24 protein-coding genes and 3 pseudogenes are annotated in these 24028 nt (G+C 50.1%); 9 read left to right on the plus strand and 18 right to left on the minus strand.

The window, feature by feature from the left end; translation table 11 throughout:
- Nucleotides 1-107 precede the first annotated feature (107 nt).
- Nucleotides 108-1295, minus strand: coding sequence for an efflux MFS transporter YdeE (gene ydeE / locus ACLD11_RS02565; RefSeq protein ID WP_411014499.1), 1188 nt, complete (start codon nt 1293-1295; stop codon nt 108-110).
- 227 nt (nt 1296-1522) lie between these two features.
- Between ydeE and eamA the strand changes: the two genes are divergently transcribed.
- Complete coding sequence (eamA, locus tag ACLD11_RS02570) at nt 1523-2425, plus strand: O-acetylserine/cysteine exporter (RefSeq protein WP_411014500.1); 903 nt, start codon at nt 1523-1525, stop codon at nt 2423-2425.
- 80 nt (nt 2426-2505) lie between these two features.
- Here eamA and marB read toward each other — a convergent pair whose 3' ends face one another.
- From marB to marR, 3 genes are read right to left on the minus strand one after another with little or no spacing between them, the layout of a single operon-like run.
- The gene (marB, locus tag ACLD11_RS02575; protein WP_411014501.1) at nt 2506-2721 is read right to left on the minus strand and encodes a multiple antibiotic resistance protein MarB; all 216 of its coding nucleotides are present in this window, start codon (nt 2719-2721) and stop codon (nt 2506-2508) included.
- A 28-nt stretch (nt 2722-2749) separates the two neighbouring features.
- A complete protein-coding gene (gene marA, locus ACLD11_RS02580; protein ID WP_000091193.1) occupies nt 2750-3133 on the minus strand; it encodes an MDR efflux pump AcrAB transcriptional activator MarA in 384 nt (127 codons plus the stop codon).
- Between the two features lie 19 nt (nt 3134-3152).
- Nucleotides 3153-3587, minus strand: a complete 435-nt coding sequence (marR, locus tag ACLD11_RS02585; RefSeq protein ID WP_000843434.1) for a multiple antibiotic resistance transcriptional regulator MarR — start codon at nt 3585-3587, stop codon at nt 3153-3155.
- Nucleotides 3588-3845: 258 nt separating this feature from the next.
- On the opposite strand from marR, the gene ACLD11_RS02590 reads away from it, so the two are divergent.
- Nucleotides 3846-4511: a MarC family NAAT transporter gene (locus ACLD11_RS02590; protein WP_000968968.1), complete on the plus strand. Its 666-nt coding sequence runs from the start codon at nt 3846-3848 to the stop codon at nt 4509-4511.
- 47 nt (nt 4512-4558) lie between these two features.
- Here the strand turns inward: ACLD11_RS02590 and ACLD11_RS02595 are convergent, their stop codons facing one another.
- Together ACLD11_RS02595 and ptrR are read right to left on the minus strand one after the other, a co-directional pair.
- On the minus strand, nt 4559-5749 hold the full coding sequence (locus tag ACLD11_RS02595; protein ID WP_411014502.1) for a sugar transporter: 1191 nt from the start codon (nt 5747-5749) through the stop codon (nt 4559-4561).
- A 115-nt stretch (nt 5750-5864) separates the two neighbouring features.
- Entirely contained in the window at nt 5865-6737 is an 873-nt protein-coding gene (gene ptrR, locus ACLD11_RS02600) for a putrescine utilization regulator PtrR (protein WP_079965524.1), read from the minus strand.
- Nucleotides 6738-6839: 102 nt separating this feature from the next.
- On the opposite strand from ptrR, the gene sad reads away from it, so the two are divergent.
- The 5 genes and pseudogenes from sad to ompC all read left to right on the plus strand — a co-directional run bounded on the left by sad (nt 6840) and on the right by ompC (nt 11801).
- Nucleotides 6840-8228, plus strand: coding sequence for a succinate-semialdehyde dehydrogenase (gene sad, locus ACLD11_RS02605; RefSeq protein ID WP_411014503.1), 1389 nt, complete (start codon nt 6840-6842; stop codon nt 8226-8228).
- A gap of 72 nt (nt 8229-8300) precedes the next feature.
- A complete protein-coding gene (gene glsB, locus ACLD11_RS02610) occupies nt 8301-9227 on the plus strand; it encodes a glutaminase B (RefSeq protein WP_000090081.1) in 927 nt (308 codons plus the stop codon).
- Complete coding sequence (locus ACLD11_RS02615; RefSeq protein WP_000992449.1) at nt 9227-9586, plus strand: DUF4186 domain-containing protein; 360 nt, start codon at nt 9227-9229, stop codon at nt 9584-9586. The genes glsB and ACLD11_RS02615 overlap by 1 nt, the downstream gene beginning before the upstream one ends.
- 255 nt (nt 9587-9841) lie before the next feature.
- Nucleotides 9842-10027 (plus strand): annotated as a pseudogene (locus ACLD11_RS02620) (bestrophin family ion channel); the annotation flags it as partial.
- A gap of 655 nt (nt 10028-10682) precedes the next feature.
- Entirely contained in the window at nt 10683-11801 is a 1119-nt protein-coding gene (gene ompC / locus ACLD11_RS02625; RefSeq protein ID WP_411014504.1) for a porin OmpC, read from the plus strand.
- A gap of 140 nt (nt 11802-11941) precedes the next feature.
- On the opposite strand, the gene hypA is transcribed toward ompC, so the two are convergent.
- The 9 genes from hypA to ACLD11_RS02670 are packed head-to-tail and all read right to left on the minus strand — an operon-like array spanning nt 11942 to nt 19175.
- Nucleotides 11942-12283, minus strand: a complete 342-nt coding sequence (gene hypA / locus ACLD11_RS02630) for a hydrogenase maturation nickel metallochaperone HypA (RefSeq protein WP_000544772.1) — start codon at nt 12281-12283, stop codon at nt 11942-11944.
- A 12-nt stretch (nt 12284-12295) separates the two neighbouring features.
- Nucleotides 12296-13183, minus strand: a complete 888-nt coding sequence (locus tag ACLD11_RS02635) for an ATP/GTP-binding protein (protein WP_076726547.1) — start codon at nt 13181-13183, stop codon at nt 12296-12298.
- On the minus strand, nt 13171-14235 hold the full coding sequence (locus ACLD11_RS02640; protein ID WP_411014505.1) for a hydrogenase expression/formation C-terminal domain-containing protein: 1065 nt from the start codon (nt 14233-14235) through the stop codon (nt 13171-13173). The genes ACLD11_RS02635 and ACLD11_RS02640 overlap by 13 nt, the downstream gene beginning before the upstream one ends.
- A 17-nt stretch (nt 14236-14252) precedes the next feature.
- Complete coding sequence (locus tag ACLD11_RS02645; protein ID WP_411011248.1) at nt 14253-14663, minus strand: hydrogenase; 411 nt, start codon at nt 14661-14663, stop codon at nt 14253-14255.
- Complete coding sequence (gene hypC, locus ACLD11_RS02650) at nt 14660-14959, minus strand: HypC/HybG/HupF family hydrogenase formation chaperone (RefSeq protein WP_000334904.1); 300 nt, start codon at nt 14957-14959, stop codon at nt 14660-14662. Before hypC ends, ACLD11_RS02645 begins: the two co-directional genes overlap by 4 nt.
- On the minus strand, nt 14959-15567 hold the full coding sequence (gene hybD, locus ACLD11_RS02655) for a HyaD/HybD family hydrogenase maturation endopeptidase (protein WP_000852664.1): 609 nt from the start codon (nt 15565-15567) through the stop codon (nt 14959-14961). Before hybD ends, hypC begins: the two co-directional genes overlap by 1 nt.
- 5 nt (nt 15568-15572) lie before the next feature.
- Complete coding sequence (cybH, locus tag ACLD11_RS02660; RefSeq protein WP_000924456.1) at nt 15573-16316, minus strand: Ni/Fe-hydrogenase, b-type cytochrome subunit; 744 nt, start codon at nt 16314-16316, stop codon at nt 15573-15575.
- Nucleotides 16267-18069 carry a nickel-dependent hydrogenase large subunit gene (locus ACLD11_RS02665; protein ID WP_000331200.1) on the minus strand — a complete coding sequence of 601 codons (1803 nt, stop codon included), beginning with the start codon at nt 18067-18069 and terminating at the stop codon, nt 16267-16269. The genes cybH and ACLD11_RS02665 overlap by 50 nt, the downstream gene beginning before the upstream one ends.
- Before the next feature lie 2 nt (nt 18070-18071).
- Nucleotides 18072-19175 carry a hydrogenase small subunit gene (locus tag ACLD11_RS02670; protein WP_001194448.1) on the minus strand — a complete coding sequence of 368 codons (1104 nt, stop codon included), beginning with the start codon at nt 19173-19175 and terminating at the stop codon, nt 18072-18074.
- 427 nt (nt 19176-19602) lie between these two features.
- Between ACLD11_RS02670 and ACLD11_RS02675 the strand changes: the two are divergent.
- Both ACLD11_RS02675 and ACLD11_RS02680 read left to right on the plus strand, forming a co-directional pair.
- Nucleotides 19603-20362, plus strand: a pseudogene (locus ACLD11_RS02675) (linear amide C-N hydrolase).
- Between the two features lie 45 nt (nt 20363-20407).
- A complete protein-coding gene (locus ACLD11_RS02680; protein WP_001518759.1) occupies nt 20408-21199 on the plus strand; it encodes a FadR/GntR family transcriptional regulator in 792 nt (263 codons plus the stop codon).
- A gap of 58 nt (nt 21200-21257) precedes the next feature.
- Here ACLD11_RS02680 and ACLD11_RS02685 read toward each other — a convergent pair whose 3' ends face one another.
- From ACLD11_RS02685 to ACLD11_RS02695, 3 genes and pseudogenes are all read right to left on the minus strand, one after another.
- A complete protein-coding gene (locus tag ACLD11_RS02685) occupies nt 21258-22283 on the minus strand; it encodes a zinc-binding alcohol dehydrogenase family protein (protein ID WP_183059136.1) in 1026 nt (341 codons plus the stop codon).
- Complete coding sequence (locus ACLD11_RS02690) at nt 22258-23544, minus strand: MFS transporter (RefSeq protein WP_183063576.1); 1287 nt, start codon at nt 23542-23544, stop codon at nt 22258-22260. Before ACLD11_RS02690 ends, ACLD11_RS02685 begins: the two co-directional genes overlap by 26 nt.
- Nucleotides 23545-23719: 175 nt before the next feature.
- Nucleotides 23720-23968: pseudogene (locus ACLD11_RS02695) on the minus strand (PhoPQ-activated protein PqaA family protein); the annotation flags it as partial.
- Nucleotides 23969-24028 lie beyond the last annotated feature (60 nt).

A 24028-nucleotide genomic window follows, 5' to 3' on the forward strand; every position in this document is an offset into this window, starting at 1 on the left:
ACCCAGGAATATTCCTGAATTACCGCAGTGACAGCAGATAATTAGCCTGCAATATATAGGGGTAACCCGGTGCGCCAGAAACGGCGCACATCACTGGCTGTAGATAATTAACAGGTGATAGCCTGTTGCGTAGGGGGAATCCGCATTCCTTTTACCATCAGTGCCCAGGCGAACACAATGGCGATTATCAGGACAACGAAAAGCGACCAGGCGGGAAGCGTCGTCAGGATGACGCCGCTGGCCAGCGGGTTTACCGCCGCACCCAGCCAGCCCAGCGATTGCGCTGAAAAATAGCTGGCTTTCATCCCGGCAGGCGCAATGTTGTCAATTAACATATATTCGCCGGGGGCATAAATAATTTCGCCAATCGTGAATATTGCCGCTGAAAGCCCCCAAAAAAGCAGATTGTCGCCTGAAAAAATAAATCCGATGAGCCCGGCGATAAAAAAGACGGTGCCGGTCGTCATCATTGGTCGAATATTGATGGCGGTAAGTCGGCGGCCCACGGCGTATTGCAAACTGACCACAATAACCGCATTAACCGGCAGGACGACGGCTACCACTTTTTCCGCGAAGCCGCTATCGGCAACGACCATAACGTACTGTGAAATACAGGACGCAAAGGTGCCCCCCACAAAGGAGGCCAGAAATGCCGAAAGCGTAAACCACAATAATGCTTTGTCGCGCAGCAGAACGGAGGGAGACCAGATAGCGGCATTTTTCCCCTCGCTGGCGGCAACCGATCGTGTCACCCATACCTGAATAAAGACCAGCGGAAATGCGGAACAGATAGCGGCAAGCCAGAAGGGTAAATTGATGCTTTGCATCACCAGCAGCGTGCCGAGCGGCGGGCCAACCGTCCAGCCGATATTGAGTACGGTATAATTGAGCGAAAAAATCCGTGTTTTTGTTGTCGCGGTGAGGTTATCAGCGAACCAGGCCTTCAGGACGGTAGAAAAAACCGAATAGGCGCAGTTAATAAGCGCAAAAAGCAGGACAACCAGTACGACATTATGTACCATTGGGATGGCGATAAATCCGCAGGCGAAGGCGATAATCGCGAGTAGCATGTAGCGCTTTTTATCAAACTTGTCCGCCAGAATTCCAAAGCCAAGACTAAAAATGACGCCAATCGTTAACGCGCTGGTCAGCGCGTAGCCAATCAGATCCACGCCTAAACCGTACTGACGGTTAAGATAGATGGTCATAAAGGGGAGCGTGGCCCCGCGTCCAATCGTCAACAACAGCGATGAGGCGAGTAGAGCCAACGTCGAACGTCTCAATCCTGGATTCATTTTTCCTGCCTGAAATGGAGGTTACGTATCGGGACGTTTTAATCTACCGTGCCCGCAAAAGCATGATGTCTATGCGCTATAGCGTAGTCTTAACATACCATAACGCAGAATTTTGCCCATCGTGTATTGTTCAATGCCATGCTCACGGTAAAAAGAAAAGTCCTGTTATGGCGCACTAATTTCCGATAACTTACCTTTTTACAAAATTTTAATAATGACAGGGGCCGATGATGTCGCGTAAAGACGGTTTTTTGGCGTTACTGGTGGTTGTCGTATGGGGGCTCAATTTTGTTGTCATCAAAGTAGGCCTGCACCATATGCCGCCATTATTGCTGGCAGGATTACGATTTTTACTGGTGGCGTTTCCGGCAATTTTCTTTGTCTCCCGGCCTAAAGTCCCGCTTACGCTGTTGCTGGGCTATGGCCTGACGATAAGCTTTGGGCAGTTCGCCTTTCTCTTTTGCGCGATAAAGTTTGGTATGCCCGCAGGACTGGCGTCGTTGGTATTACAGGCGCAGGCCTTTTTTACCATGGCATTAGGGGCGTTTGTTTTTAGCGAGCGGTTACAACGTAAGCAGTTGGCGGGGATCGCCCTGGCGATTATAGGCGTACTGGTATTGATTGAAGCCAGTCTCAACGGGCAGCATATAGCGATGTCGGGATTTATGCTGACTCTGGCGGCGGCATTTAGCTGGGCCTGCGGCAATATCTTTAATAAAAAAATTTTGCAACATAGCCCGCGCCCGGCGGTGATGTCGCTGGTGATCTGGAGCGCGCTGATCCCGATCCTGCCGTTCCTGCTGTCATCGCTGCTACTGGAGGGGGCGGATCACATTACGCAAAGCCTTATTACCATTGATATGACGACAATATTGTCTCTGCTTTATCTGGCTTTTGTCGCCACTATACTTGGCTACGGCATCTGGGGCGCGTTACTGGGGCGCTATGAGACCTGGCGCGTGGCGCCGTTATCATTGCTGGTGCCGGTAGTCGGGCTGGCGAGCGCCGCAGTGTTACTCGGGGAAACGTTGACCGCGATGCAGCTTGCGGGCGCAGTACTGATTATGGCTGGACTCTATATCAATGTGTTTGGATTTCGTGTGCGCCGTACTACGCGCGTCAGGGGATGAGGCATTCGTGAGGTGATAGCGACGAACTCGTCATAGCCAGACGGTACTAAAAAAATGCCCCGTTAAACGGGGCAAAGAGGTTAAAGGTGTTGGTCGTTATAATAGGGCACGCCTAATTCGTCTGACTTATCGCTGTTCACGCTCACAGGGTGAAGGTCATTTGGCGGATCGCCCACACAGGGCAGAAGCATCACATCGCGGCTATTTTGCGCCACAAGTAACAAAGTTTGTTCTGCGAGGCCATATCCGGAGGCGATAAGTAACAGACCCGGCAGGGCGGGAAACAGCATTTTCATGGTGCTCTTCGCGTGGCGCATAAACAAACTAGCAGTTGCCATGGTTCAGCGGCAGCATATACCGTGATTCGCCATGCATATTGGTGATCCGGTATTTGTGTGGCGGCACATCAAAATAGTTTTTGAACGTCCGGGTCAATGTTTGCTGTGACTCAAAGCCATAGCGTTCCGCCAGATAGAGAATGGGCTCGTTGCTCTCTTTTAATTTTTGCGCGATTTCCGTCATTTTACGGCTGCGGATGTATTGGCCTAATGAATGACCGGTCTCTTTTTTAAACATCCGTTGCAGGTGCCATTTGGAATATCCTGAACGCTCAGACACTTTTTCCAGTGAGAGCGGCGACTCCAGGTTATCCTCGATCCAGTCCAAAATGCTATGAATAGTAATAGCGTCAGTGTTGCGTCTGGACATCGTCATACCTCTTTTTTGTCTACGGCAGAATTTTCTTGAGCAAATACTCAAGCGTTGCCACTTCGTCCGCCGTTAAGTTTTTTGTTAATTCCTGATGCAGGTCTTGCCCTGGTCGTTGATGACATTGCTCACAAATTGCCGCGCCGTCCGGCGTTAGCTTCACCAGTACGCCGCGTTTGTCATTAGGATTCGGCAGTCTTTCGATCCAGCCTTTGCACAGCAGGCGGTCGAGCATCCGCGTCAATGCGCCGAGATCGACAGACAGCACTTTTTTAAGTTCAACCGGGGTAATACATCCCGCGCAGCGTATCGAGCAAAGCACTTTAAACTGTGTTGCGGTGATATCCAGCGGGGATAAATAGTTATTTAACAGGCGATCTTTTTTTTGATTTACCATGTAGATCAAGCGACCCAGCGGAATGATTTCATTGAACAGATCACTGGTGCTTTTCAAAATAGTTGCCCCGGCAAGTAATTAATTTCGCCAGATACTATTGTCCAGGCAAGTATAAGTCAACTAAATGGATTGGCCGATGCCACGATTTGCTAAAAGGCGTCCGGGGTATTGTGCTGTGATAACCTGTAACTAATTGATAATTACAAGTTATAGGTTGTGGAGGACATTAACTTGTACACTGGCGAAATGGCGCGCCTGGGCAATTTCACTTTATACTTCCGGTTCATGAAACGCTGATGGGTAAGAGATAGTATTATGATGGATTTGTTTAAAGCGATTGGATTGGGGCTGGTCGTACTGCTCCCGTTAGCCAATCCGCTGACCACCGTGGCGCTGTTTCTTGGCCTTGCGGGCAATATGAATAGTGCGGAACGCAACCGGCAGTCCTATATGGCTTCGGTTTATGTCTTCGCTATTATGATGGTGGCGTACTATGCCGGGCAGTTAGTCATGAACACCTTCGGTATTTCGATCCCTGGGCTACGGATCGCCGGGGGGTTAATCGTGGCGTTTATCGGCTTCAGAATGCTTTTCCCGCAGCAGAAGGCGCATGAGTCGCCGGAAGCGAAAAGCAAATCGGAGGAACTGGCCGACGAACCGACGGCCAATATTGCGTTTGTTCCACTGGCTATGCCAAGCACCGCAGGACCGGGGACCATCGCAATGATCATCAGTTCCGCTTCCACGGTACGTCATGGCGGTGAGTTTCCCGACTGGGTCATTATGGTCGCGCCGCCGATTATTTTTCTTGCCGTGGCGGTGATTCTGTGGGGATGTTTACGCAGTTCTGGCGCTATTATGCGGCTGGTGGGTAAAGGGGGGATTGAAGCGATTTCCCGCTTAATGGGATTCCTGCTGGTGTGTATGGGCGTGCAATTTATTATCAACGGCGTGTTGGAAATTATTAAAACGTACCACTAAGGCGTATTTTTCGTCTGCCGGAAACCTGTTCCCGGCAGACGAATGTATTAATGCGGTTGTTCTTCCAGCGTCACTGGCCATTTGCGGAATATGAGCACAGCCCATACCAGTGCGGCACAGGCGGGTATGGTGCCAATATAGCCGATGGCCGACATTGACCAGTGCAAACTCACCTGATTGCCTACCAGCGCGCCAGCGCCAATACCAATATTAAAGATGCCTGAAAATAGCGCCATTGCGACATCGGTCGCGTCCGGGGCCAGCGCCAGTACTTTCACCTGCATACCGAGCCCTATCACCATAATCGCGATGCCCCAGAAAATGCTCAGTATGGCCAGATGCGCTTCGCTATCCGCCGCAGGCAGCAGCAGAAGCAGACAGACAACCAGCAGGGCAATAGCGATACTGACGAGCGACGAGGCATGGCGATTACCCAGTTTACCAAACACGAGGCTGCCGATGATCCCGGCGCCGCCGAGGATCAGTAACAGGACGGTAGCAAAATTCGCACTGAGCCCGGCGACATTCTGAACGAACGGTTCAATATAGCTATAAGCTGTGTAATGCGCAGTCACCACAACGACGGTCAGTACATAGAGGCTCATCAGCGCCGGGCGTCGGAATAGCAAAGGTAAACTTTTTAGTGAGCCGGAATGCTCGCTCGGCAATTTCGGTAGAAGCTTAATCAGACATAACAGCGTCATTAATGCGCCCATGCCGATGGCAAAAAAGGTGGTGCGCCAGCCAAAATACTGACCAACAACGCGACCTATCGGCAGCCCAAGCACCATGGCCAACGCGGTGCCGGTCGCTATCAGACTTAATGCCTGCGCGCGTTTCCCGGCAGGGGCCAGGCGGATCGCCAGCGAGGCGGTTATCGACCAGAAAATAGCGTGGGCGAAAGCGATGCCAGTACGGCTAATGACCAGCACGGTAAAGTTCCATGCCAGGAAGGAGAGCACATGGCTGGCAATAAACAAAACAAACAGGCAAATGAGTAGCTTACGCCGCTCCATTTGACTGGTAAGAAGCATAAAAGGCAGCGACATGACGGCAACTACCCAGGCGTAAATGGTTAGCATGATGCCGACCTGCGCGGTTTGCATATGAAAGCTTTCAGCAATGTCTGACAGCAAACCAACCGGCACAAATTCTGTGGTATTGAAAATAAAAGCGGCAATAGCAAGCGTAACTACCCGTAGCCACGCGACCTTGCGGGAAACTGGATTGATAGTCATAAAAATATTTCGGGTTAGTTGCGAGAAGGTGAGGCCGCGATCTTAAAACGTTTACTGGCGAAAAGACAATCATTTTGTGACCTGCTTCTCATTTACTTCGCAGGCCGTTTCGTCTTCAGTCGACGCTCGCCAGTTGGGCGTTAAGTAACTCGATAAAGGCCTCAAGCTGGCGCGTCATTGCCCCGCGCCGCCACATTAGCCATGTGCTAAGCCAGCGCCACTTCTCCGCCAACGGCCAGGCCTCAACCTGATGATGTCCTGGCATACTGTTGAGCATACTTGCTGGCATCAGCGCAATACCTGCGCCGGCAATTACGCATGCCAACATTCCATGATATGACTCCATTTCGTGAATCGTACCTGGAGTCGCGCCATCGGCATGAAACCAGTTTTCGAAATGCCGTCGGTAAGAACAGTTGGCGCGAAAAGCATAGATGTTACAACCATTCACCTCGCTGGCCCGCGAAACGACGGAATGGCCGTGTGGTGCGACGATCATCATCTCTTCCTGGTAAACCGGTATACCTTCCAGCCCCGGATGCATTAGCGGGCCATCAATAAAGGCGGCGTTCAGCTTTCCTTCGAGCACGCCATCCAGCATGGCGCCGGAAGGACCGGTCGTTAACGCGAACTGAATTTTAGGGTAACGCTGGTTATAACCCGCCAGCAGCGCGGGGATACGTACGGCGGCAGTACTTTCTAACGCGCCGAGTGAAAACAGTCCTTGCGGTTCCTCTCCGGCAACCACCATGCGGGCTTCATCGACCAGCGCCAGGATCTGCTGGCTGTAACGTAAAAAGTTATGCCCGGCTGGTGACAGCCTGAGTCGCTGGTTTTCGCGAATAAACAGAGAGACGCCCAGGTCGGCTTCAAGCTGGCGGATACGCGTGGTCAGGTTGGACGGAACGCGGTGTACTTTTGCCGCCGCCTGCGTAATGCTGCCCGTCAGAGCGACAGCGTTAAACATTTCCAGTTGCGTCAGGTCCATGGTTTTCTCAATTCGTGAATAGTCTGGTTAATATTATTCATTTTTCAGAAAGGGTAAAGGGCGTCATGATGGTACAACTCCCCTGATAACGAGAGAAAGAACATGACCATGATGACTGCAACACAGGCGTTATCCGTGAATCCTGCGACCGGCCAGACGCTGGCGGCAATGCCCTGGGCTAACGCGCAAGAGATTGAACATGCGCTGAGTCTGGCGGCGAGCGGTTTCAAAAAGTGGAAAATGACATCGGTAGCGCAACGGGCGCAAACATTACGCGATATTGGTCAGGCGCTTCGCGCTCATGCAGAAGAGATGGCGCAATGTATTACGCGTGAAATGGGTAAACCCATAAAGCAGGCGCGTGCGGAAGTGACGAAATCCGCCGCGTTATGCGACTGGTATGCGGAACATGGCCCGGCAATGCTGAATCCTGAGCCTACGCTGGTAGAAAATCAGCAGGCGGTGATTGAATACCGTCCGCTAGGCGTCATCCTGGCGATAATGCCGTGGAATTTTCCTTTATGGCAGGTGTTACGCGGGGCAGTGCCGATACTGTTGGCGGGGAATAGCTACTTGTTAAAACATGCGCCCAATGTCACGGGTTGCGCGCAGATGATAGCCCGAATCTTGACGGAAGCCGGTACTCCAGCTGGCGTCTATGGATGGGTGAACGCCAATAATGAGGGCGTGAGTCAGATGATTAACGATCCGCGAATCGCGGCGGTGACGGTGACCGGTAGCGTGCGCGCCGGCGCGGCGATTGGCGCTCAGGCTGGGGCGGCGCTGAAAAAGTGCGTACTGGAACTGGGTGGCTCGGATCCGTTTATTGTACTCAATGATGCCGATCTCGAGCTGGCGGTAAAAGCCGCAGTTGCCGGACGCTATCAAAACACCGGACAAGTCTGCGCCGCCGCCAAACGTTTTATTGTCGAAGAGGGCATTGCGCAGGCGTTTACCGATCGTTTTGTGGCGGCTGCCGCAGCATTAAAGATGGGTGATCCTCTGGTTGAAGAGAATGACCTGGGACCGATGGCGCGCTTTGATTTGCGTGATGAACTCCATCAACAGGTGCAGGCTTCCGTCGCCGAAGGCGCACGGCTACTGTTGGGCGGCGAGAAAATCGCCGGGGAGGGCAACTATTATGCCGCGACCGTTCTGGCGGATGTCACACCTGACATGACGGCATTTCGTCAGGAACTTTTTGGGCCTGTTGCCGCCATTACCGTTGCAAAAGATGCGGCGCACGCTCTCGCGCTGGCGAATGACAGTGAGTTTGGCCTGTCGGCGACGATCTTTACCGCCGACGATACGCTGGCCGCAGAGATGGCGGCGTGTCTTGAGTGCGGCGGGGTATTCATTAATGGGTACAGCGCCAGTGATGCGCGTGTGGCATTCGGCGGGGTGAAGAAAAGCGGCTTCGGTCGCGAGCTTTCGCACTTTGGTTTACACGAATTTTGTAATGTGCAGACCGTCTGGAAGAACCGCGTCTAATCGCCCTGACGTCGCGTGGCGCCCTCTGCTATACTCGCAGGCCTTTTCAGACCTGCGAGCAAGGAGCATGTTGTGGCCAGGGCCATGGATAATGCAATTTTAGAGACGATTTTACAGCGCGTTCGCCCCCTCATTGGCCAGGGCAAAGTCGCTGACTATATTCCGGCATTAGCGTCCGTCGAAGGTTCAAAGCTGGGGATAGCGATTTGTACCGTGGACGGGCAGCATTATCAGGCGGGCGATGCGCACGAACGCTTCTCTATTCAGTCTATTTCGAAAGTGCTTAGTCTGGTGGTGGCGATGCGTCATTATCCGGAAGAGGAGATCTGGCAGCGCGTCGGAAAAGATCCTTCCGGCTCGCCGTTCAATTCGTTGGTTCAGTTAGAGATGGAACAAGGCATTCCGCGTAATCCATTTATTAATGCGGGCGCGCTGGTGGTATGCGACATGTTGCAAGGGCGGCTTAGCGCGCCGCGTCAGCGGATGCTGGAAGTTGTGCGCGCGCTTTGCGGCGTATCGGATATTACGTATGACGCTACGGTCGCGCGCTCTGAATTTGAGCATTCCGCCCGTAACGCCGCGATTGCCTGGCTGATGAAATCATTCGGTAATTTTCATCATGATGTGCCTACCGTGTTGCAAAATTACTTCCACTACTGCGCGTTGAAAATGAGCTGCATGGAACTGGCGAGGACGTTTGTCTTTCTGGCGAATCAGGGCGAGGCGTTTCATCTCGACGAGCCGGTAGTTACCCCCATGCAGGCCCGGCAGATTAATGCGCTAATGGCGACCAGCGGTATGTATCAGAATGCCGGAGAGTTTGCCTGGCGGGTGGGATTGCCCGCTAAATCCGGTGTGGGCGGCGGTATTGTCGCCATTGTGCCGCATGAAATGGCGATTGCCGTCTGGAGTCCGGAGCTGGATCCTGCGGGAAACTCTCTGGCAGGTATCGCCGCGCTTGAACAATTAACACAAACGTTAGGACGTTCGGTATACTGATGAATGCGCTTGAACCGCTCTTTGCCCGCCTGGCGCGATCGACATTTCGTTCGCGTTTTCGTCTCGGGATAAAAGAAAGACAATATTGCTGGGATAAAGGCGCGGAGGTAATTGATAAACACGCCGCCGATTTTATCGCCCAGCGACTGGCGCCAGCGCACCCGGCGAATGATGGTAAGCAAACGCCGATGCGGGGCCATCCGGTATTTATCGCGCAACATGCGACGGCAACCTGCTGTCGCGGGTGCCTGGCGAAGTGGCACCAGATACCTCAGGGAGAACCGCTGAGCGAAGCGCAGCAACAGTATATTGTCAGCGTTATCCATTACTGGCTGGTCATACAAATGAATCAGCGGTAGGGCAGCGCGTCGTTGCTGACGCTTTCCCCGATAAATCACCCTATACCACTGATAGCAGCCGTTGACCATCATATATCTCATGCGCTGAAGCGTCTTTTTAGTTACAACATACATTCAGTTGTTTTTCTTCAACGCCTGTCAGCACCGTGCAAAAAAAAGTTCAGCCGAGCAGGGGATCCGTGTATCACCAGAAGCTTGCAACCTTGATCTGGATCACGTTTAATGACAGTGCTTTTTCACCTGCTGAAGATAATCATGATCGTTAGACCGCAACAGCACTGGATTCGCCTGATATTTGTCTGGCATGGTTCCGTGTTATCTAAAATCTTTTCACGACTACTCCTTAACTTTCTTCTTTCTATCGCCGTTATTATCATGCTGCCCTGGTACACAATGCTGGGTATTAAGTTTACCCTTGCGCCGTTTAGCATACTGGGCGTGTGGACATGAACGATTATAAAAACATCCTTCTATAAAATTACCCCGAAAAGGGAGTAGTGCAATTAAGAATATCGTATTTGTTTGTAACGGCATGACTCAAAATATCAACATTTAGAGTTTCAGTATTGTTGTTGTCCCTTGATTTGTTTTTGTATTTATTACCGCTGGTAAATAGTTAATCTTATGAATAGTGATACACAAATGGCCGTTTGCGCTATGTGATAATTAACTATGGTAAAAATACACGAAGCGAAGAAGTGCTATTTCCGCAGTACTGATATTTTCATAACGCTAATTTAAAAATAAATGTAAACGTAACAAATTATACACAAAAATAAGAAGGGCTGGGCCTCAACTGACTTGATTATGATTCCGTCTTAACGAATGTCAGCCGAGTGTTCAGTGCCATTCTCGCCCTGGCATCCCCGACCGTAAGCCAGTTCTCTACGGGTAACCCCCTTGTTATTACAGCAGAAAACAGGGCATATCATTGATGTAGCCATGCTTAACTTGCATTTTAACATCACTAATACATAGCAAGCTAATATTACACTTTGAAACTTAACGCACGGTAATTGTTAGTGATATTGTCCTGGACAGTTCCGCGAGCAGGTTTTGCGGAAAGTCCAAAAATAAGACAAATAAGGCATATAAAATGAAAAAAGTAGTGGTGTTATCTGCGGTAGCCGCAGCCGTGATGATGGCTGGAGCCGCCAACGCAGCAGAAATCTATAACAAGGATGGCAATAAACTGGATTTGTATGGCAAGGTTGACGGCCTGCATTATTTTTCCAGTAATCATAGTACGGATGGCGATCAATCTTATATCCGTATGGGTATTAAAGGCGAGACTCAAATTACCGATCAACTAACCGGTTTTGGACAGTGGGAGTATCAGGTCAACGCCAATCGTCCGGAAGATGGTGACTCCAGCGGTTCCCCGCAAAGCTGGACGCGTCTCGGTTTTGCTGGTTTGTCATTTGCCGATATGGGGTCTGTTGATTATGGTCGTAACTATGGCGTGTTATACGACATTGGTTCATGGACTGACGTACTGCCTGAATTTGGTAATGATTCGTATGAAGCTTCCGATAATTTTATGACCGGACGCGCGAATGGCGTTCTGACTTATCGCAATAATGATTTCTTTGGTCTGGTTGATGGTCTGAATATTGCCTTGCAGTATCAGGGTAAAAATGACGGCCTGTCGAAAGAAGGCGATCCTTTAAGTAATAATGCCAGAAAAAGTATCGCGTACCAGAATGGCGATGGTTTCGGGGCATCAGCGACATATGATTTGGGCATGGGGGTGAGCCTGGGGGCAGCCTATACCAGTTCCAAACGCACGCTTGATCAGATGACGCAAGATAAATACGACAATGGCGACCGCGCTGAAGCCTGGACTGGCGGCGTGAAGTATGATGCCAATAATATTTACCTGGCGGCAAACTATACCCGTACTTATGATATGACCTATATGGGCGATACATTGGGCGGCTTTGCACATAAAACCGATAACTGGGAAATGGTAGGGCAATATCAATTTGATAATGGCTTACGCCCGTCACTGGCGTTCCTGCAATCCAGAGCCAATGATGTTAATGGACTGGGTTCGTTCGACCTTGTGAAATATATTGATGTGGGTTCCTATTACTACTTCAATAAAAATATGTCCGCGTATGTTGACTACAAAATCAATCTGCTAAAAGATGGCAACCCATCGAATCCTAATACAGACAACACCGTGGCGCTCGGCTTAGTCTACGAGTTTTGATAAAACTTGCTGATTAAGACAGTTTAGGGATACCCTCCTTTTCCCAAAACTGGGTCACTGCTTAACCTTTATTATTGTTAATTTATTCTTTTATTATTTCAGGACGCTTCTGGCGTCCTTTTTTATTGACTATTCGTTGGCTATTCGACTTCGATTTCCCGAATGCGCATTCTGCTACTGTCATCTATCTGCACTTTACCTGAATGACAAAAGGGGCAACAGAGTGTGGATGTTTGAGAGGTGAAGGGTTGATTGCAGGACAGACACCAACCTTGCGCCGGTGCGATAGTAATGTGGAAACGCGCATTGTCAGCAAGGGTATGACGAGCGGCGACGTCCAGGCCAAAATGCAGCGCCGGCACCTCAACACAGGCCATAACGCCAATCTCCAGCCAGACTTGCTTTACCTTGCTGAACTGGTGATTTACTGCCTGTTCCTCCAGCAATTCGATAATATTTTGCGCCAGGGCTAATTCATGCATGGGCCAGCTCCTTCATTCAACAATATTTACGGCGACACAAGGATCAATTACCTGTAACTGTTGCGCCCACAATGAGAGTGGAATAGTGGCCAGTTCGCGAGCAATGACGCCGTCAGATTGGGCGTGACGTGTGGTAGGCGAGATAATACGGTAATCAAGAATATTGCCTGACGTCGTCAGTCTGGCCTGATGAACTAACCATCCTCGCGCGGTTTCCACTACCGCTATTTTCCATTCGCCATCATCAAAACGATTCCAGCGCAGGGTAGGAAGGGCGCTCAAACTTCGGGCGAGCGTAACGCAGCGGGCCAGCAGACGTAGCGCAGTCGTTTTTCCGCTAAGACAACAGGCTGACAGCAGCGGATATTCGATAGCCAGAGGCGAGACATCCAGGGGACCATGGGTTATTAACGTATGGTCCGGGGACGACGCCATCGGTAGTGTAGGTGTAATGATATTCTGTACTGCCGCCAGCCAGCGGGCGGTTTCAGAACGCTCTTGCAAAAACCAGGCTTCCCAGCCCTTTACGCCACCGGCAAGCCAAGTCTGAGGATCATCGTCAAAAAAGATTGTGCTTGCCAGCGGGGATAACTCTCCGCGACGTAACAACGCCCATTCTTCAGCGGTTGCCTGTCGGTGGCTAAACAGGGGGAGCCAGTCGGTCAACGCGCGACGGAGCGTTTCTCGCGCCAGCTCTTGTTGTGCGGCCTGCATATCTGGCTTCTCTTCAGGAAACAACAGTAAAGCCGCCGCTGCGCTGTGCGCCTGAGCGCACAACGTAAACAAACGTGAAATAAGCGTTTTTGCGTATACCGGCGTTGCGCCCTGTAGCAAACGACCGATCGGCGCCTCCTGCCAGATAATCCGTAGCGGGTGAGAATAGACGGTCAATCTTTGCACGAATTATTACCTTCATCGATCACCATAAACCCGGACTTACTGGTTTCGCAAACCGGACAGCACCAGTAATCAGGTAACTGGCTGAAGGGCACGCCGGGTGGAATTTGCCATACATCATCGCCCAGCGCAGGGTCGTAAACCCACCAACATACTTTGCACTCCATGCGCACCACCACTGGCTCATTTTCTGTGACCGGGTATTCTTTCAACCATTCCAACGTATTTTTTAGCCCCGCGTAGGCATCTTCGATATCATCGATGCCTGCAACGGCGATATCAGGAATGTCCGCTATCTCAATCATATCTTGCAGTAATGTATTCATATCATTGAAATAGTTGACCCGCCATACGCCGGGAAAATGCGTGCTTACAATCCGGCATTTACCATATCCGCGTGAAAAAATAGCGCTACAACCTTCGCCTAAAAAATGATCCAGATACTCGCGATCGGCATCGTTTACTGGCAACAGCGTTAAGTTAATGATATGCGGCTCTTTTACCGGCTGTTTTACGCGCTCGGCTATTTCATGCGCGATAAAGGCGCCATTCATCAATCCCGCCGGTTGCGGCGGCAATTCTGGCGTAATCGGCGGCTGCGGATGCGTCTGCCAGATGCTCTCTGGGATCGGGCCAATGATAATTTCATCGGCAACCCGTTGCTGATCAGCGTTATATTCACGCACACGCCAGACGCCCGTAAAAACCGTCTCCTGAATACGCTGTTCTTTTCCATCGGATAATAGTACCCGGGCGGAGATTTCACCTTCGCCGAGCAGTTGATCCAACAAACCGCTATTCTGTTGCTCAGTGGCATTCAGCTTATAGCTCAGGGGAAAGGGGAGCGTTGCCACCGGGTTATCCATATCGCGAATAAGCGTAGTCAGGATGTGTCTGGCAACACGAAGCTCAGCGGGCAGCGCCTGTTCCGGTAAAACCGGCGTCAGTGGGAGATTAATGCCGGCGGGGATAGGAAGAAAGTTAAAGTCTTCCTCTTCTGGCTGCGAGCCTGGCCCGGCAATATTAACGACTGGAATAGTTCTGGAATGATTCACGTGTGTTACCTTTCATTCTATTGCGTGATAACGGGAATATCCTGACGATAGCCCGGTGTGGTCAGCAATGCGGCCACCCGCTGAGAGTATTCTTGCCAGCTATATAATCCCGCCAGACTGCCGACAAAACGGTGCTGGCGAAAGAAAAGCAGCGCCGGATATTTCAGAATGCGATACTCCCGGGCGATCAGTTCACTCTGTTCGCTATCCGCAAATGCCGCGGTATAAGACGTCGCCGGAAATTGCTTGAGGATCTCCGGGATAATGACCCAACTGTCGGCGACTTCCGGATGTTTGTTGGGGTCGCTTTGCAGCAAAACCAGCAGAGTCAGATGCGCATTAATCAACGACGGGAGCGTTTGCGCATCGGTAACCAGAAAGCCTTTATCCGCCAGTGGACAAACAGGATTTTGGGGTGAGATAGTCATTTTTTTAAATGCTCCGGTAATTCAGGCGTGCGAGACAATAAATCGGCAAAACCGGTCAGCGGATCGCTTTGCGTGAGCATGGCCTGTTCCAGCGAGTCCAGCGCCGCCAGTACCTCAGCGGCTTCCGCTTCGTCCATTTCTCGTCGTGCTGCGCCGCCAAATGTCAGCAGCCATGCGCCTGCTAAGGGGGGAGCCACAAGCCGAATATCAACGTCGATAAGTTCGCCATGTCGGTCGCGGCATTTGGCGAACCACTGACCGGGTGAAATAACCTGCACAGGAACGCCGATACACATTATGATTTCTCTCTCTGTAGCACCCGAATATCGCCGACCCGGCAAGCGCTTTGCGCATCTGGCCGTTCATCTTCGTAGCGTTCCATACACAGGCTGTAATGATTGAGTCTTTCAGTGGGCAAGGCCGCTGAAGAAGCGGTGATACCCCATTGCGCCAGCACTTCCTGCGCGAGATAGACCGCAGGCATCAGTTGCGCCTTTACCTGCGGCGTAAGACTTCCACCATAGTCATCCAGACATTCCGGCTGCACGCCAATCAGCACAATCTCCGATAACTGGCCGCCGGTTAATTGCAGCAATGCCAGCACTTCAGAAAAACTGGTCTGATGTAAACTGAGTTTTTTCGCCGTCAGATAGGCGGGAACCTGTTCATCACGAAACATCGCCAGCGAACCTGGCGCCATACCAAAATCGATAGCATCCATGATTAACAGTTTTTCGGTCTGTTGCAGCCAGGGCAGCAGCGCCAGCCCCTGCGTACCGCCATCAACAACGTCAACTTTCTCGTTATCGGCATACTGTTCAAACAGCTTTTCCGCCGCTCTGACGCCAAACCCTTCATCTGCCCAAAGCAGGTTGCCAAGCCCTAAGATTGTTACTTCTGCCATTGTTATCACCTGAACCAGCGCCAGCCGCTTATCATGACGGAAATCACGCTTTGTCGGCTCATAATGTCTTCACGGATAGCGGTATAAACATGCGCAATGACGAAGGCGATAATGAACCACATGCCCAGCCGGTGCCAGAAATGCAGCGCGAGGCTATCGTTGCCAGTCAGGCGAATCATCCAGCCAAACCATTGATACGCCCAACTGTCTGTTCCAAGTCCTTCGCCATAGAGCGCAAAGCCGCTACACACCATCAGTACGGACATCCAGAAATAGAACATTACCGCCAGTCCCGCTACCGGATTATGTCCATAGTAACGATGGGCCTCTTTTTCGAGGAAAAAATACCAGCGGATTTCGCTGATAACGCCTTTGCGCCAGGCGCGGCGCCAGAACGGAACCAGAAACATCTCCCTGGCGTACTCATTGCCGACACATGCCCAGTAAATACGAAACAGCAGCGCGACAGTAAAAATATACGCCGTGGTAAAATGGATCAGTCGTATCCAGCCCATCCAAAACATAAAGGTCGCTTCACCTTGAATCGATGGCAGGGGGCGGCCAATGAAATATCCTGTAACAGCCAGGACGACAATGGATAACGCCGTGATCCAGTGCCATAAACGGACCGGCGCTTCATAGATATAGTACCCCTGGCTGGTTATTTCTTTGAGATGCATTGAGACCTCCGAATCGTCGTCATCGTACCTGAACCCTGACCAGCTCCCCTCCATGATTATCAATAACATGGGTGGAGCAGGCCAGGCAGGGATCGAAGCTGTGCAGAGTACGTAAAATCTCCAATGGTTGATCGGGAACGGCGAGTTTAGTCCCCATTAACGCCGCTTCGTACGCGCCAATTTGACCTTTATCGTCACGTGGCCCGGCATTCCAGGTTGTCGGTACCACACACTGATAGCTGTCGATTTTCTGATTTTCAATTTTTATCCAGTGCCCCAGCGCGCCGCGCGGCGCCTCGCTGAAACCAACGCCTTTTGCCGATGTAGGCCAGGTATCGGGTTCCCAGAGCGTGACGTTTGCCGTCGCCGTATCGCCGGACTTGAGGTTACGCATCAGACGATCGAAGAAATATTGCAGCGTATTGCCTGCCCATACGGATTCCAGCGCACGCGCGGCAGTACGCCCTAATGTAGAAAAGAGCGCTTCTTTAGGCAGCTTTAATACACTAAGCAGTTGATCCACGGGTTCTTTAAATTCCGGTTTATTTTGATGATATCCAATCAGATAACGCGCCAGCGGACCTACCTCCATCGCATGTCCCTTCCAGCGCGGCGATTTAATCCATGAATATTTAGCGGACTCATCCACCTGTTCGATAAAGGTTTTTGTGCCTTTATAGTGTTCGCCCATGACCAGTTGCGGTTCGGTCAGACCATCCCACGGATGCAGGCCCTTATCGTTATTGCCGTTACCATAGGTATACCAGGAGTGAGTGACAAACTCCTGAATCTCATCGGGGGCGGTTAAATCGACAGGGTGAATTTCGTCGAAACGACCGTTAATGATAGCCCCACGCGGAAGCAGAAGATTACTGGCGGAATAATCGTTAGGGTTATCCGGAAACTCGCCATAAGCCAGCAGGTTCATGCTCGATAACCCGCCGCCGATTTTTGCCCAGTCTTTGTAATAACTGGCAATCAGCAAGACGTCCGGAAGATAAACCTGTTCGCAGAACTGGCGAGCTTTTTGGATGATGGAACTGACAAGGTTCAGGCGTTCCATATTCACTGCGCCGACCGCGCCCGTTTCGTCAAGGTTGATGGCGCAAGGAACGCCGCCCACCAGCCAGTTAGGATGCGGGTTTTTACCACCGAAAACGGTGTGAATTTTTACGATCTCTTTTTGAAAATCGAGCGCTTCGAGATAGTGGGCGACCGCCAGCAAATTGGCTTCCGGCGGAAGCTTCATCGCCGGATGTCCCCAGTAGCCATTACGGAAAGGGCCAAGTTGACCGGACTCGATAAACCGCTTCAGTCGATTTTGCAAATCGCGGAAATATCCCGGCGAGGATAGCGGCCATGCGGAAAGGCTTTGCGCGATGGCGGAGGTCTGATGCGGGTCGGCTTTCAGGGCGGCAACCACATCAACCCAGTCCAGCGCGTGCAGATGATAAAAATGCACCAGGTGATCGTGAACGTGTAGCGTAGCTTGCATCATATTACGGATACAGTTTGCGTTGTCCGGAATCGCGATTCCCAGCGCATTTTCTACGGCACGGATTGAGGTCAGAGCGTGTGTACCGGTGCAGACGCCGCAAATGCGTTCAACGAATGCCCAGGCGTCTCGCGGATCGCGACCTTTCAGGATAACCTCCAGGCCGCGCCACATGGTGCCGGTCGACACGGCGTTAGTAATAACATTATTACTGTCGATATTCACTTCGCAACGCATATGCCCTTCGATGCGAGTAACCGGATCGACCACAATTCGCCGTCCGCTATTGTCCAGCGTAAAACCCTGAGTCTGATAAGGATATGCCATAATTATTTTTTCTCTTCCGGAGCGTTTTCTGATGACGTGTTGTTTTTATTGCGGGCATGTTTTATGGCGCTCACTGTGGCGTGAGCGATGGCGGCAGCGCCCGCGACGCCGGCAACGCCCAGTCCGATTTTATCGGCGGTAGCCTCAATGCCGGTTTGCGGAATGCCCGTTGCCCGGCTGTAAAAAGAACCGTAATCCCAGAATCCATCTTCCGAACATCCGAGGCATCCATGACCTGACTGGATAGGAAAAGACACGCCATCATTCCAGCGAACGGTTGAACAGGCGTTATAGGTGGTCGGGCCTTTACAGCCCATCTTGTACAGGCAATATCCTTTTCTGGCGCCTTCGTCATCCCACGCTTCCACAAACTGACCGGCGTCGAAATGCGCGCGTCGGTAGCATTTGTCATGAATTCGCTGGCCATAAAACATTTTTGGTCGTCCAAGACGATCAAGGGGAGGGATGCGATCAAATGCCAGCATATAGGTGATAACGGCGGACATCACTTCAGGTATAGGCGGGCAGCCTGGCACTTTAATAATGGGTTTATCGGTAATTAATTTGTGAACCGGCGTGGCTTTAGTTGGGTTGGGACGGGCTGCCTGCACGCAGCCCCATGATGCGCAGGACCCCCAGGCGATAATCGCTTTAGCATCCGCGCTGACGCGTTTTAACTTCTCCAGGAACGGCTCGCCAGCCAGTATGCAAAACATCCCATCTTCATTCAGCGGCGCGTTACCTTCCACGGCAACGATATAATTTCCTTTGTACTCGCGCATCACATCCGCCAACGCCTGCTCGGCTTGTTGCCCTGCGGCGGCCATAATGGTGTCGTCATAATCCAGGGAAATGAGCGACAAAATGGCATCTTTTGCCAACGGGTGCGCAGAGCGAATGAAAGATTCGGTACAGCAGGTACATTCAAGACCATGCAGCCATATCACTGGCGTACGCGGTTTATTCTCCAGGGCATAAGCTATCTGAGGAATCATCGAACTGCTCAGGCCTAAAGACGTTGCGGTAAGGCTGCAAAACTTGAGGAAGCTACGCCTTGTCACGCCGTGTCTACGCATAACTTGATAAAATGTATCTTGTGTTTGCATAACGTTTATCCCAAACCACTATAGTTAGTGTGGGCATCATATGTTGCATTTCTTGTCTTTCTCAACGTGTTTTAGTAGCAATTATGTTTCTAATTCGTAACAACTGATTACATGTGTGCTACTCACATTACTCAAAAACATAAATTAATTTAATGTTATTGGTGATGTGGAGTAAATATAGCGTTGTGATGCTATCTCTTAATGTTGATAAGAAACCGTGTTTTTTATTTATAACATGATGGGATTTTTTTAAATGGTCACACGGATAACGCGTTTCATGTTAGTTCGCTGTGTTTAACTCTCCTTTAAACCCGTCAGTTAAATTTATTAGCTTGTAAAATAAGATCACAATTAATTACGTGCTGCATAACCATTGATAGGTTTAATTTAATATATTCATCCAATCCATTTTACAAACAAGGAGAGCATGATGAAAAAAAGTAAAGCAATGTTATTTATCGCTCCGGCGCTGTTTTCATACGCCCTGGCTGCACAGGCCTGCACACCCCTTGCTATTCAGGATAAACAAGGCGATATTTTTCATGGGCGTACGCTGGAATATATGCAGGATTTACCCTCATGGTTAACGTATTACCCGGCGGGAACACAGTTTGATAAAAAAACGCCGGATGGCAGCCAGGGGATAAGCTATCAGGCGAAGTATCCGATACTGGCCATTACTTCCACCATTACTAATGGCGATAGCAGAGACATACTTGAAGGCATGAATAGCGCGGGATTGTCATTTAGTGAAAACATGATCATGAATGCGCAGTTGCCGCCATTGCCCGCGAGTGTATATAAACAGGCAATTCCTGTCACCTCGTTGGGAGAATGGGCGCTGGCCCGTTTTGCTACTGTCGGCGAGGTAAAACAGGCAATAAAAGAGGGCAAATTCTGGTCACCGGAACTGCATCGGTTTGGCGGTCTGAAATACGCTTGCGCATATTATGAGCCGTTTCGATCGTCCGAAAAATATTACGGTTGATTATATGGGGAGTGAAGGGGAAGGCAACGCCACCCGCAAACCGGTCTCAGAATATACGGTCTGGACAACGCTGTCTGACTTAACGCACGGTGAGATGATGGTGCGAGGCTACAATGATATCAACTATAAAACCTGGTCTCTTTCTCAGTTTAAGAACGCGACAGCGCCCGTGTTCGAGAAAATCAACGTCAAAGGATAAATCGCTCGTCTCGGTTTAGTTTCCCCGGTAGGCTCGGCGAAGGTAATAGAGACTACCGGCGGTTGCTTCTCTTTATCATGCACGGTAATTAATTATCACGATCACCAGCGCCAGGATGGTATGCTAAATCCATTCAAAATCCCCTGGATATGGATTGGAGGGCGCATGGTTATACCTGAGGTCAGGCAGGAGAGGCTCTATCAGAAGATAGCCAACCTCATCATTAAGCTGATCAATGATAATATTTTTCCACCGGGAACTTTTTTACCGCCAGAACGCGAACTGGCAAAACAGCTTGGCGTGAGCCGCGCCTCCTTGCGAGAAGCCCTTATTGTACTGGAGATCTCAGGATGGATCGTGATTCAGTCCGGTAATGGGGTTATCGTTTCAGATAAAAAACACCTTGCCAGCGACTATACCATCGAAGAAATTCTCTCTACTCGCGAGCTGGTCGATAGCCATTGTGCGCGCTTAGCCGCACAAAACGATAACGTTGACGTCATCAACCAAATAGAGGCGATTTATCATCGTATGGATCAAGCCATTAACGATAATAACGTCCACGGCTTTTACTCGCTTGATAAAGAGTTTCACCTTGCGATCTCTGAGGCCAGCCGTAACCGGGTGTTGTTCGATATGTCCCGTATGTTATGGGAACAACGGATTAATATCCCTTATGCCGGGCTTGATGAGCAGTCTGGAGACAGAAATGTTTTACTTAATCTCAACAAACAACATAAAGCGATAGTGGATGCGATGCGCCAGTCTGATGCTGACAGCGCCTATGAGGGATCTCTGGAACATTTACGCTATGTGAGAAAGATTGTCGGCGGCTAAGTTTGTCGATGATTAACACCGCATGGCGGATATGCCATGCGGTGGAGCTTGCCGTAAATCAATGGAAAACAGCATTAATCTTTAAGTAGCGCTCCGGATAGCGATCAAGCTCTTTAACTGCATCAGGGATCTCATCAAGATTGACGACCTTACTGACAACATCTTGCGGATTAATCTCCAGCGTTGACAGCATGCGTAATGCCTCATCAAATTCACCGGCACTGGTGCGGGAACCGCGTAAATCCAGTTCTTTATAGGTGATCAGGTTCGTCGGCAGCGACGTTTCCTGTTTTGGCCATCCGGTAAACGAAATACGACCAGCAAACGATGCTAAATCAAGCGTATTTCGAATAGCGCTATTTGCGCCGGAGGCTTCTATCACGACCTGCGCCATGGTGCCGTGGGTGATATTTTTAATGGCGTCGATAACCTGATCGTCAGCGGCGTTCAGCACATAGGGAACGCCAAGCTTTTGCGCATAGCGTAACCTTTCTTCCACAATATCGATCAGAATAGGCGTTGCCTTGTAATAACGCGCGCTTAATGCCGCCATAAGACCAATGGCCCCCGCGCCGATGATGGCAACATACTCCCCGGCCTTAACGTTTGCCCGATGCAGCGCGTGCAGAGCGATGGTCAGCGGTTCTGCCAGCGGCGCCATTTCAGAAGGCACATTATCTGGTATTTTATGAATTAAATGTGCGGGATGAGTAACCACTTCCTGCATTGCGCCATCGACATGCACGCCAATGACGTTTAAATTTTCACAACAGTTAGTTCTGCCGACAGAGCAAGGGTAGCAGTGACCACAATAAATATAGGGGTCAACAATCACGCGGTCGCCTTTTTTAATATTGTCCGGCATTCCGGTGCCTTCCTGAAGAACAATTCCGGTCACTTCATGCCCAATAATTCTTGGGTAAGTAACCAGTGGGTTCGTTCCACGAAAAGCCCCGATATCCGATCCGCAAATGCCTGCAGCATCAACCTTAATTAATACTTCATTTTCTTTCTTATGGGGATAATCCACCCAGCGGGTTTCAACTTCACCAGGCTTATTAATGAACACAGCTTTGACTTTCATTGGCTTTGAATCCTTTACTTTTTACAAACACGAAGACCAACAGGCTTGAAACGATAGCGATAGCACCAGCCAGATAGAACGCATAGTCATATTTACCGCTAAATTGAACGATAAAACCGGTGACAAGCGGACCGATAATACCGGATATATTAGCCAGGCCATGCATGGCTCCGCCGACGCTCCCTACCTTATCTTTATGAACAACATCCTGAATAACCGCCCAATAAATTGGGCCTGTTAAATAGAGCAGGAAGAGTGAAACTGACATGAGCGTAATTGCGCTACCAATAGTGCTAACGGTACCGGAAACGGCAACACATACCGCCGCGCCTGCCAGACATACGCCCAGAATAAGTCGACGTGAGAGCAGGGCATTACCGGTAATCCGATAAATTACATCAGAACAGACGCCGCCGAGCACCATACCAATGGCGCCGATGACCCAGGGAATTACCGTGGCGATACTAATTTCTTTAATATCGAGATGTAACGAATGGTTCAGGTAACTTGGGAACCAGGTCAGGAAGAAAAAAAGAATATAGTTGTAGCTGAAAAAAGCCAGAGTTGTCGCCCATACCATTGGTTGTTTCATGTAATAGCCGAGTGAAGGCGTAGCCCGGCCATCATCAGATAAAATAACGTCCTCATGATTTTCAAAATCAATGCGCTCTTCCGGCGCCAGGCGTTTACTCATTGTTGGCTTATCGCTAACGATAAAGTACCACAGTAGTACCCAGACCAGGCCAAATAAGAAAATAATGCCAAATGCGGGGCGCCAGCCTAAGGATAACGCCAGCAGGCCCACTATCGGCCCGGACACCGCGCCGCCGAGCGGGGAACCGGCGCTAAAAATTCCGATCGCCGTGGCAGACTCCTTTCGGGAAATCCAGTTATTGATGATTTTATTTCCGGCAGCGCTGACCGGTCCTTCAGCCATACCGAAAAGAACGCGCACGATAAGCATTGTCCACAATCCGGTGACCAAACCAGTTAAGCCACAAAATATAGACCATAGTAACGCTGCGATGAGAAAAACCGTTTTTGGCCCAACTTTATCGCTGGCCCAGCCACCAATAAAATTAAACAGGGCGTATCCGATAAAAAACGCGCTGAAGATCATCCCCATCTCCGCGGCGTTAAATCCTAACTCCTTTTCGATCAAGGGGGCAGTTATCGACAATGCTGAACGATCCATATAGTTGAGCATGTAAACTATAAATAGAAGAAAAACGATAAGCCATCCCATTGTTTTTCTTTTCATGATTAATCCTCTTATTGTGGTCTAGCGGCCTGACCACAATATTTTAAGGTTATTTTCAAATCACCTCTCTTGTGGTTAGAACGTGATCAATATAACAAAAATTTATCACAGAGGATTCCAGGTCATCGCAAGCGTGATGGATTAAATTCTTTAAAGTCAGTTAATTACTTGAAATTTAATCGGGACTATCGTTTTCCCCTAATCCGCGTCCCGGTAACGTTTGACATGCGGCGTTAACGGAAGGTGGAGCTGTCCAGCGAACGACTTTTACCGACGCTTCTGAGAAATAGAGCGTAAGAAGATGGTGGTGAATAAGGCCGTTCAACTGTGGTAATATTTTTTTACTTTGAAACCGGTTAATAAATGGAACGAGGCTTCCTTCAGCGGACTGGTTCATTGAATAGTGGTTCATATTAAGCACTATACCCTTAATACTTCAAGTTGCTTATGTGTTGGCTACGGATTACTCGGCCCATCCATGGGC

The sequence above is a fragment of the Salmonella sp. 741265116_PST genome (assembly GCF_046567715.1).
GTDB lineage: Bacteria > Pseudomonadota > Gammaproteobacteria > Enterobacterales > Enterobacteriaceae > Salmonella > Salmonella enterica.

What these genes read in the sequence shown, in the direction of transcription:
- hybD (WP_000852664.1), bottom strand. Translation starts at nt 15,567, where the DNA reads ATGGCAGAAGTAACAATCTTAGGGCTTGGCAACCTGCTTTGGGCAGAT.
- ydeE (WP_411014499.1), bottom strand. Translation starts at nt 1,295, where the DNA reads ATGAATCCAGGATTGAGACGTTCGACGTTGGCTCTACTCGCCTCATCG.
- sad (WP_411014503.1), top strand. Translation starts at nt 6,840, where the DNA reads ATGACCATGATGACTGCAACACAGGCGTTATCCGTGAATCCTGCGACC.
- ACLD11_RS02595 (WP_411014502.1), bottom strand. Translation starts at nt 5,749, where the DNA reads ATGACTATCAATCCAGTTTCCCGCAAGGTCGCGTGGCTACGGGTAGTT.
- ACLD11_RS02665 (WP_000331200.1), bottom strand. Translation starts at nt 18,069, where the DNA reads ATGGCATATCCTTATCAGACTCAGGGTTTTACGCTGGACAATAGCGGA.
- ACLD11_RS02615 (WP_000992449.1), top strand. Translation starts at nt 9,227, where the DNA reads ATGAATGCGCTTGAACCGCTCTTTGCCCGCCTGGCGCGATCGACATTT.
- eamA (WP_411014500.1), top strand. Translation starts at nt 1,523, where the DNA reads ATGATGTCGCGTAAAGACGGTTTTTTGGCGTTACTGGTGGTTGTCGTA.
- ACLD11_RS02685 (WP_183059136.1), bottom strand. Translation starts at nt 22,283, where the DNA reads ATGAAAGTCAAAGCTGTGTTCATTAATAAGCCTGGTGAAGTTGAAACC.
- ACLD11_RS02645 (WP_411011248.1), bottom strand. Translation starts at nt 14,663, where the DNA reads ATGACTATCTCACCCCAAAATCCTGTTTGTCCACTGGCGGATAAAGGC.
- cybH (WP_000924456.1), bottom strand. Translation starts at nt 16,316, where the DNA reads ATGTTATTGATAATCATGGAGGGGAGCTGGTCAGGGTTCAGGTACGAT.
- ACLD11_RS02670 (WP_001194448.1), bottom strand. Translation starts at nt 19,175, where the DNA reads ATGCAAACACAAGATACATTTTATCAAGTTATGCGTAGACACGGCGTG.
- hypA (WP_000544772.1), bottom strand. Translation starts at nt 12,283, where the DNA reads ATGCATGAATTAGCCCTGGCGCAAAATATTATCGAATTGCTGGAGGAA.
- hypC (WP_000334904.1), bottom strand. Translation starts at nt 14,959, where the DNA reads ATGTGTATCGGCGTTCCTGTGCAGGTTATTTCACCCGGTCAGTGGTTC.
- ptrR (WP_079965524.1), bottom strand. Translation starts at nt 6,737, where the DNA reads ATGGACCTGACGCAACTGGAAATGTTTAACGCTGTCGCTCTGACGGGC.
- marA (WP_000091193.1), bottom strand. Translation starts at nt 3,133, where the DNA reads ATGTCCAGACGCAACACTGACGCTATTACTATTCATAGCATTTTGGAC.
- ompC (WP_411014504.1), top strand. Translation starts at nt 10,683, where the DNA reads ATGAAAAAAGTAGTGGTGTTATCTGCGGTAGCCGCAGCCGTGATGATG.
- marB (WP_411014501.1), bottom strand. Translation starts at nt 2,721, where the DNA reads ATGAAAATGCTGTTTCCCGCCCTGCCGGGTCTGTTACTTATCGCCTCC.
- ACLD11_RS02590 (WP_000968968.1), top strand. Translation starts at nt 3,846, where the DNA reads ATGATGGATTTGTTTAAAGCGATTGGATTGGGGCTGGTCGTACTGCTC.
- ACLD11_RS02690 (WP_183063576.1), bottom strand. Translation starts at nt 23,544, where the DNA reads ATGAAAAGAAAAACAATGGGATGGCTTATCGTTTTTCTTCTATTTATA.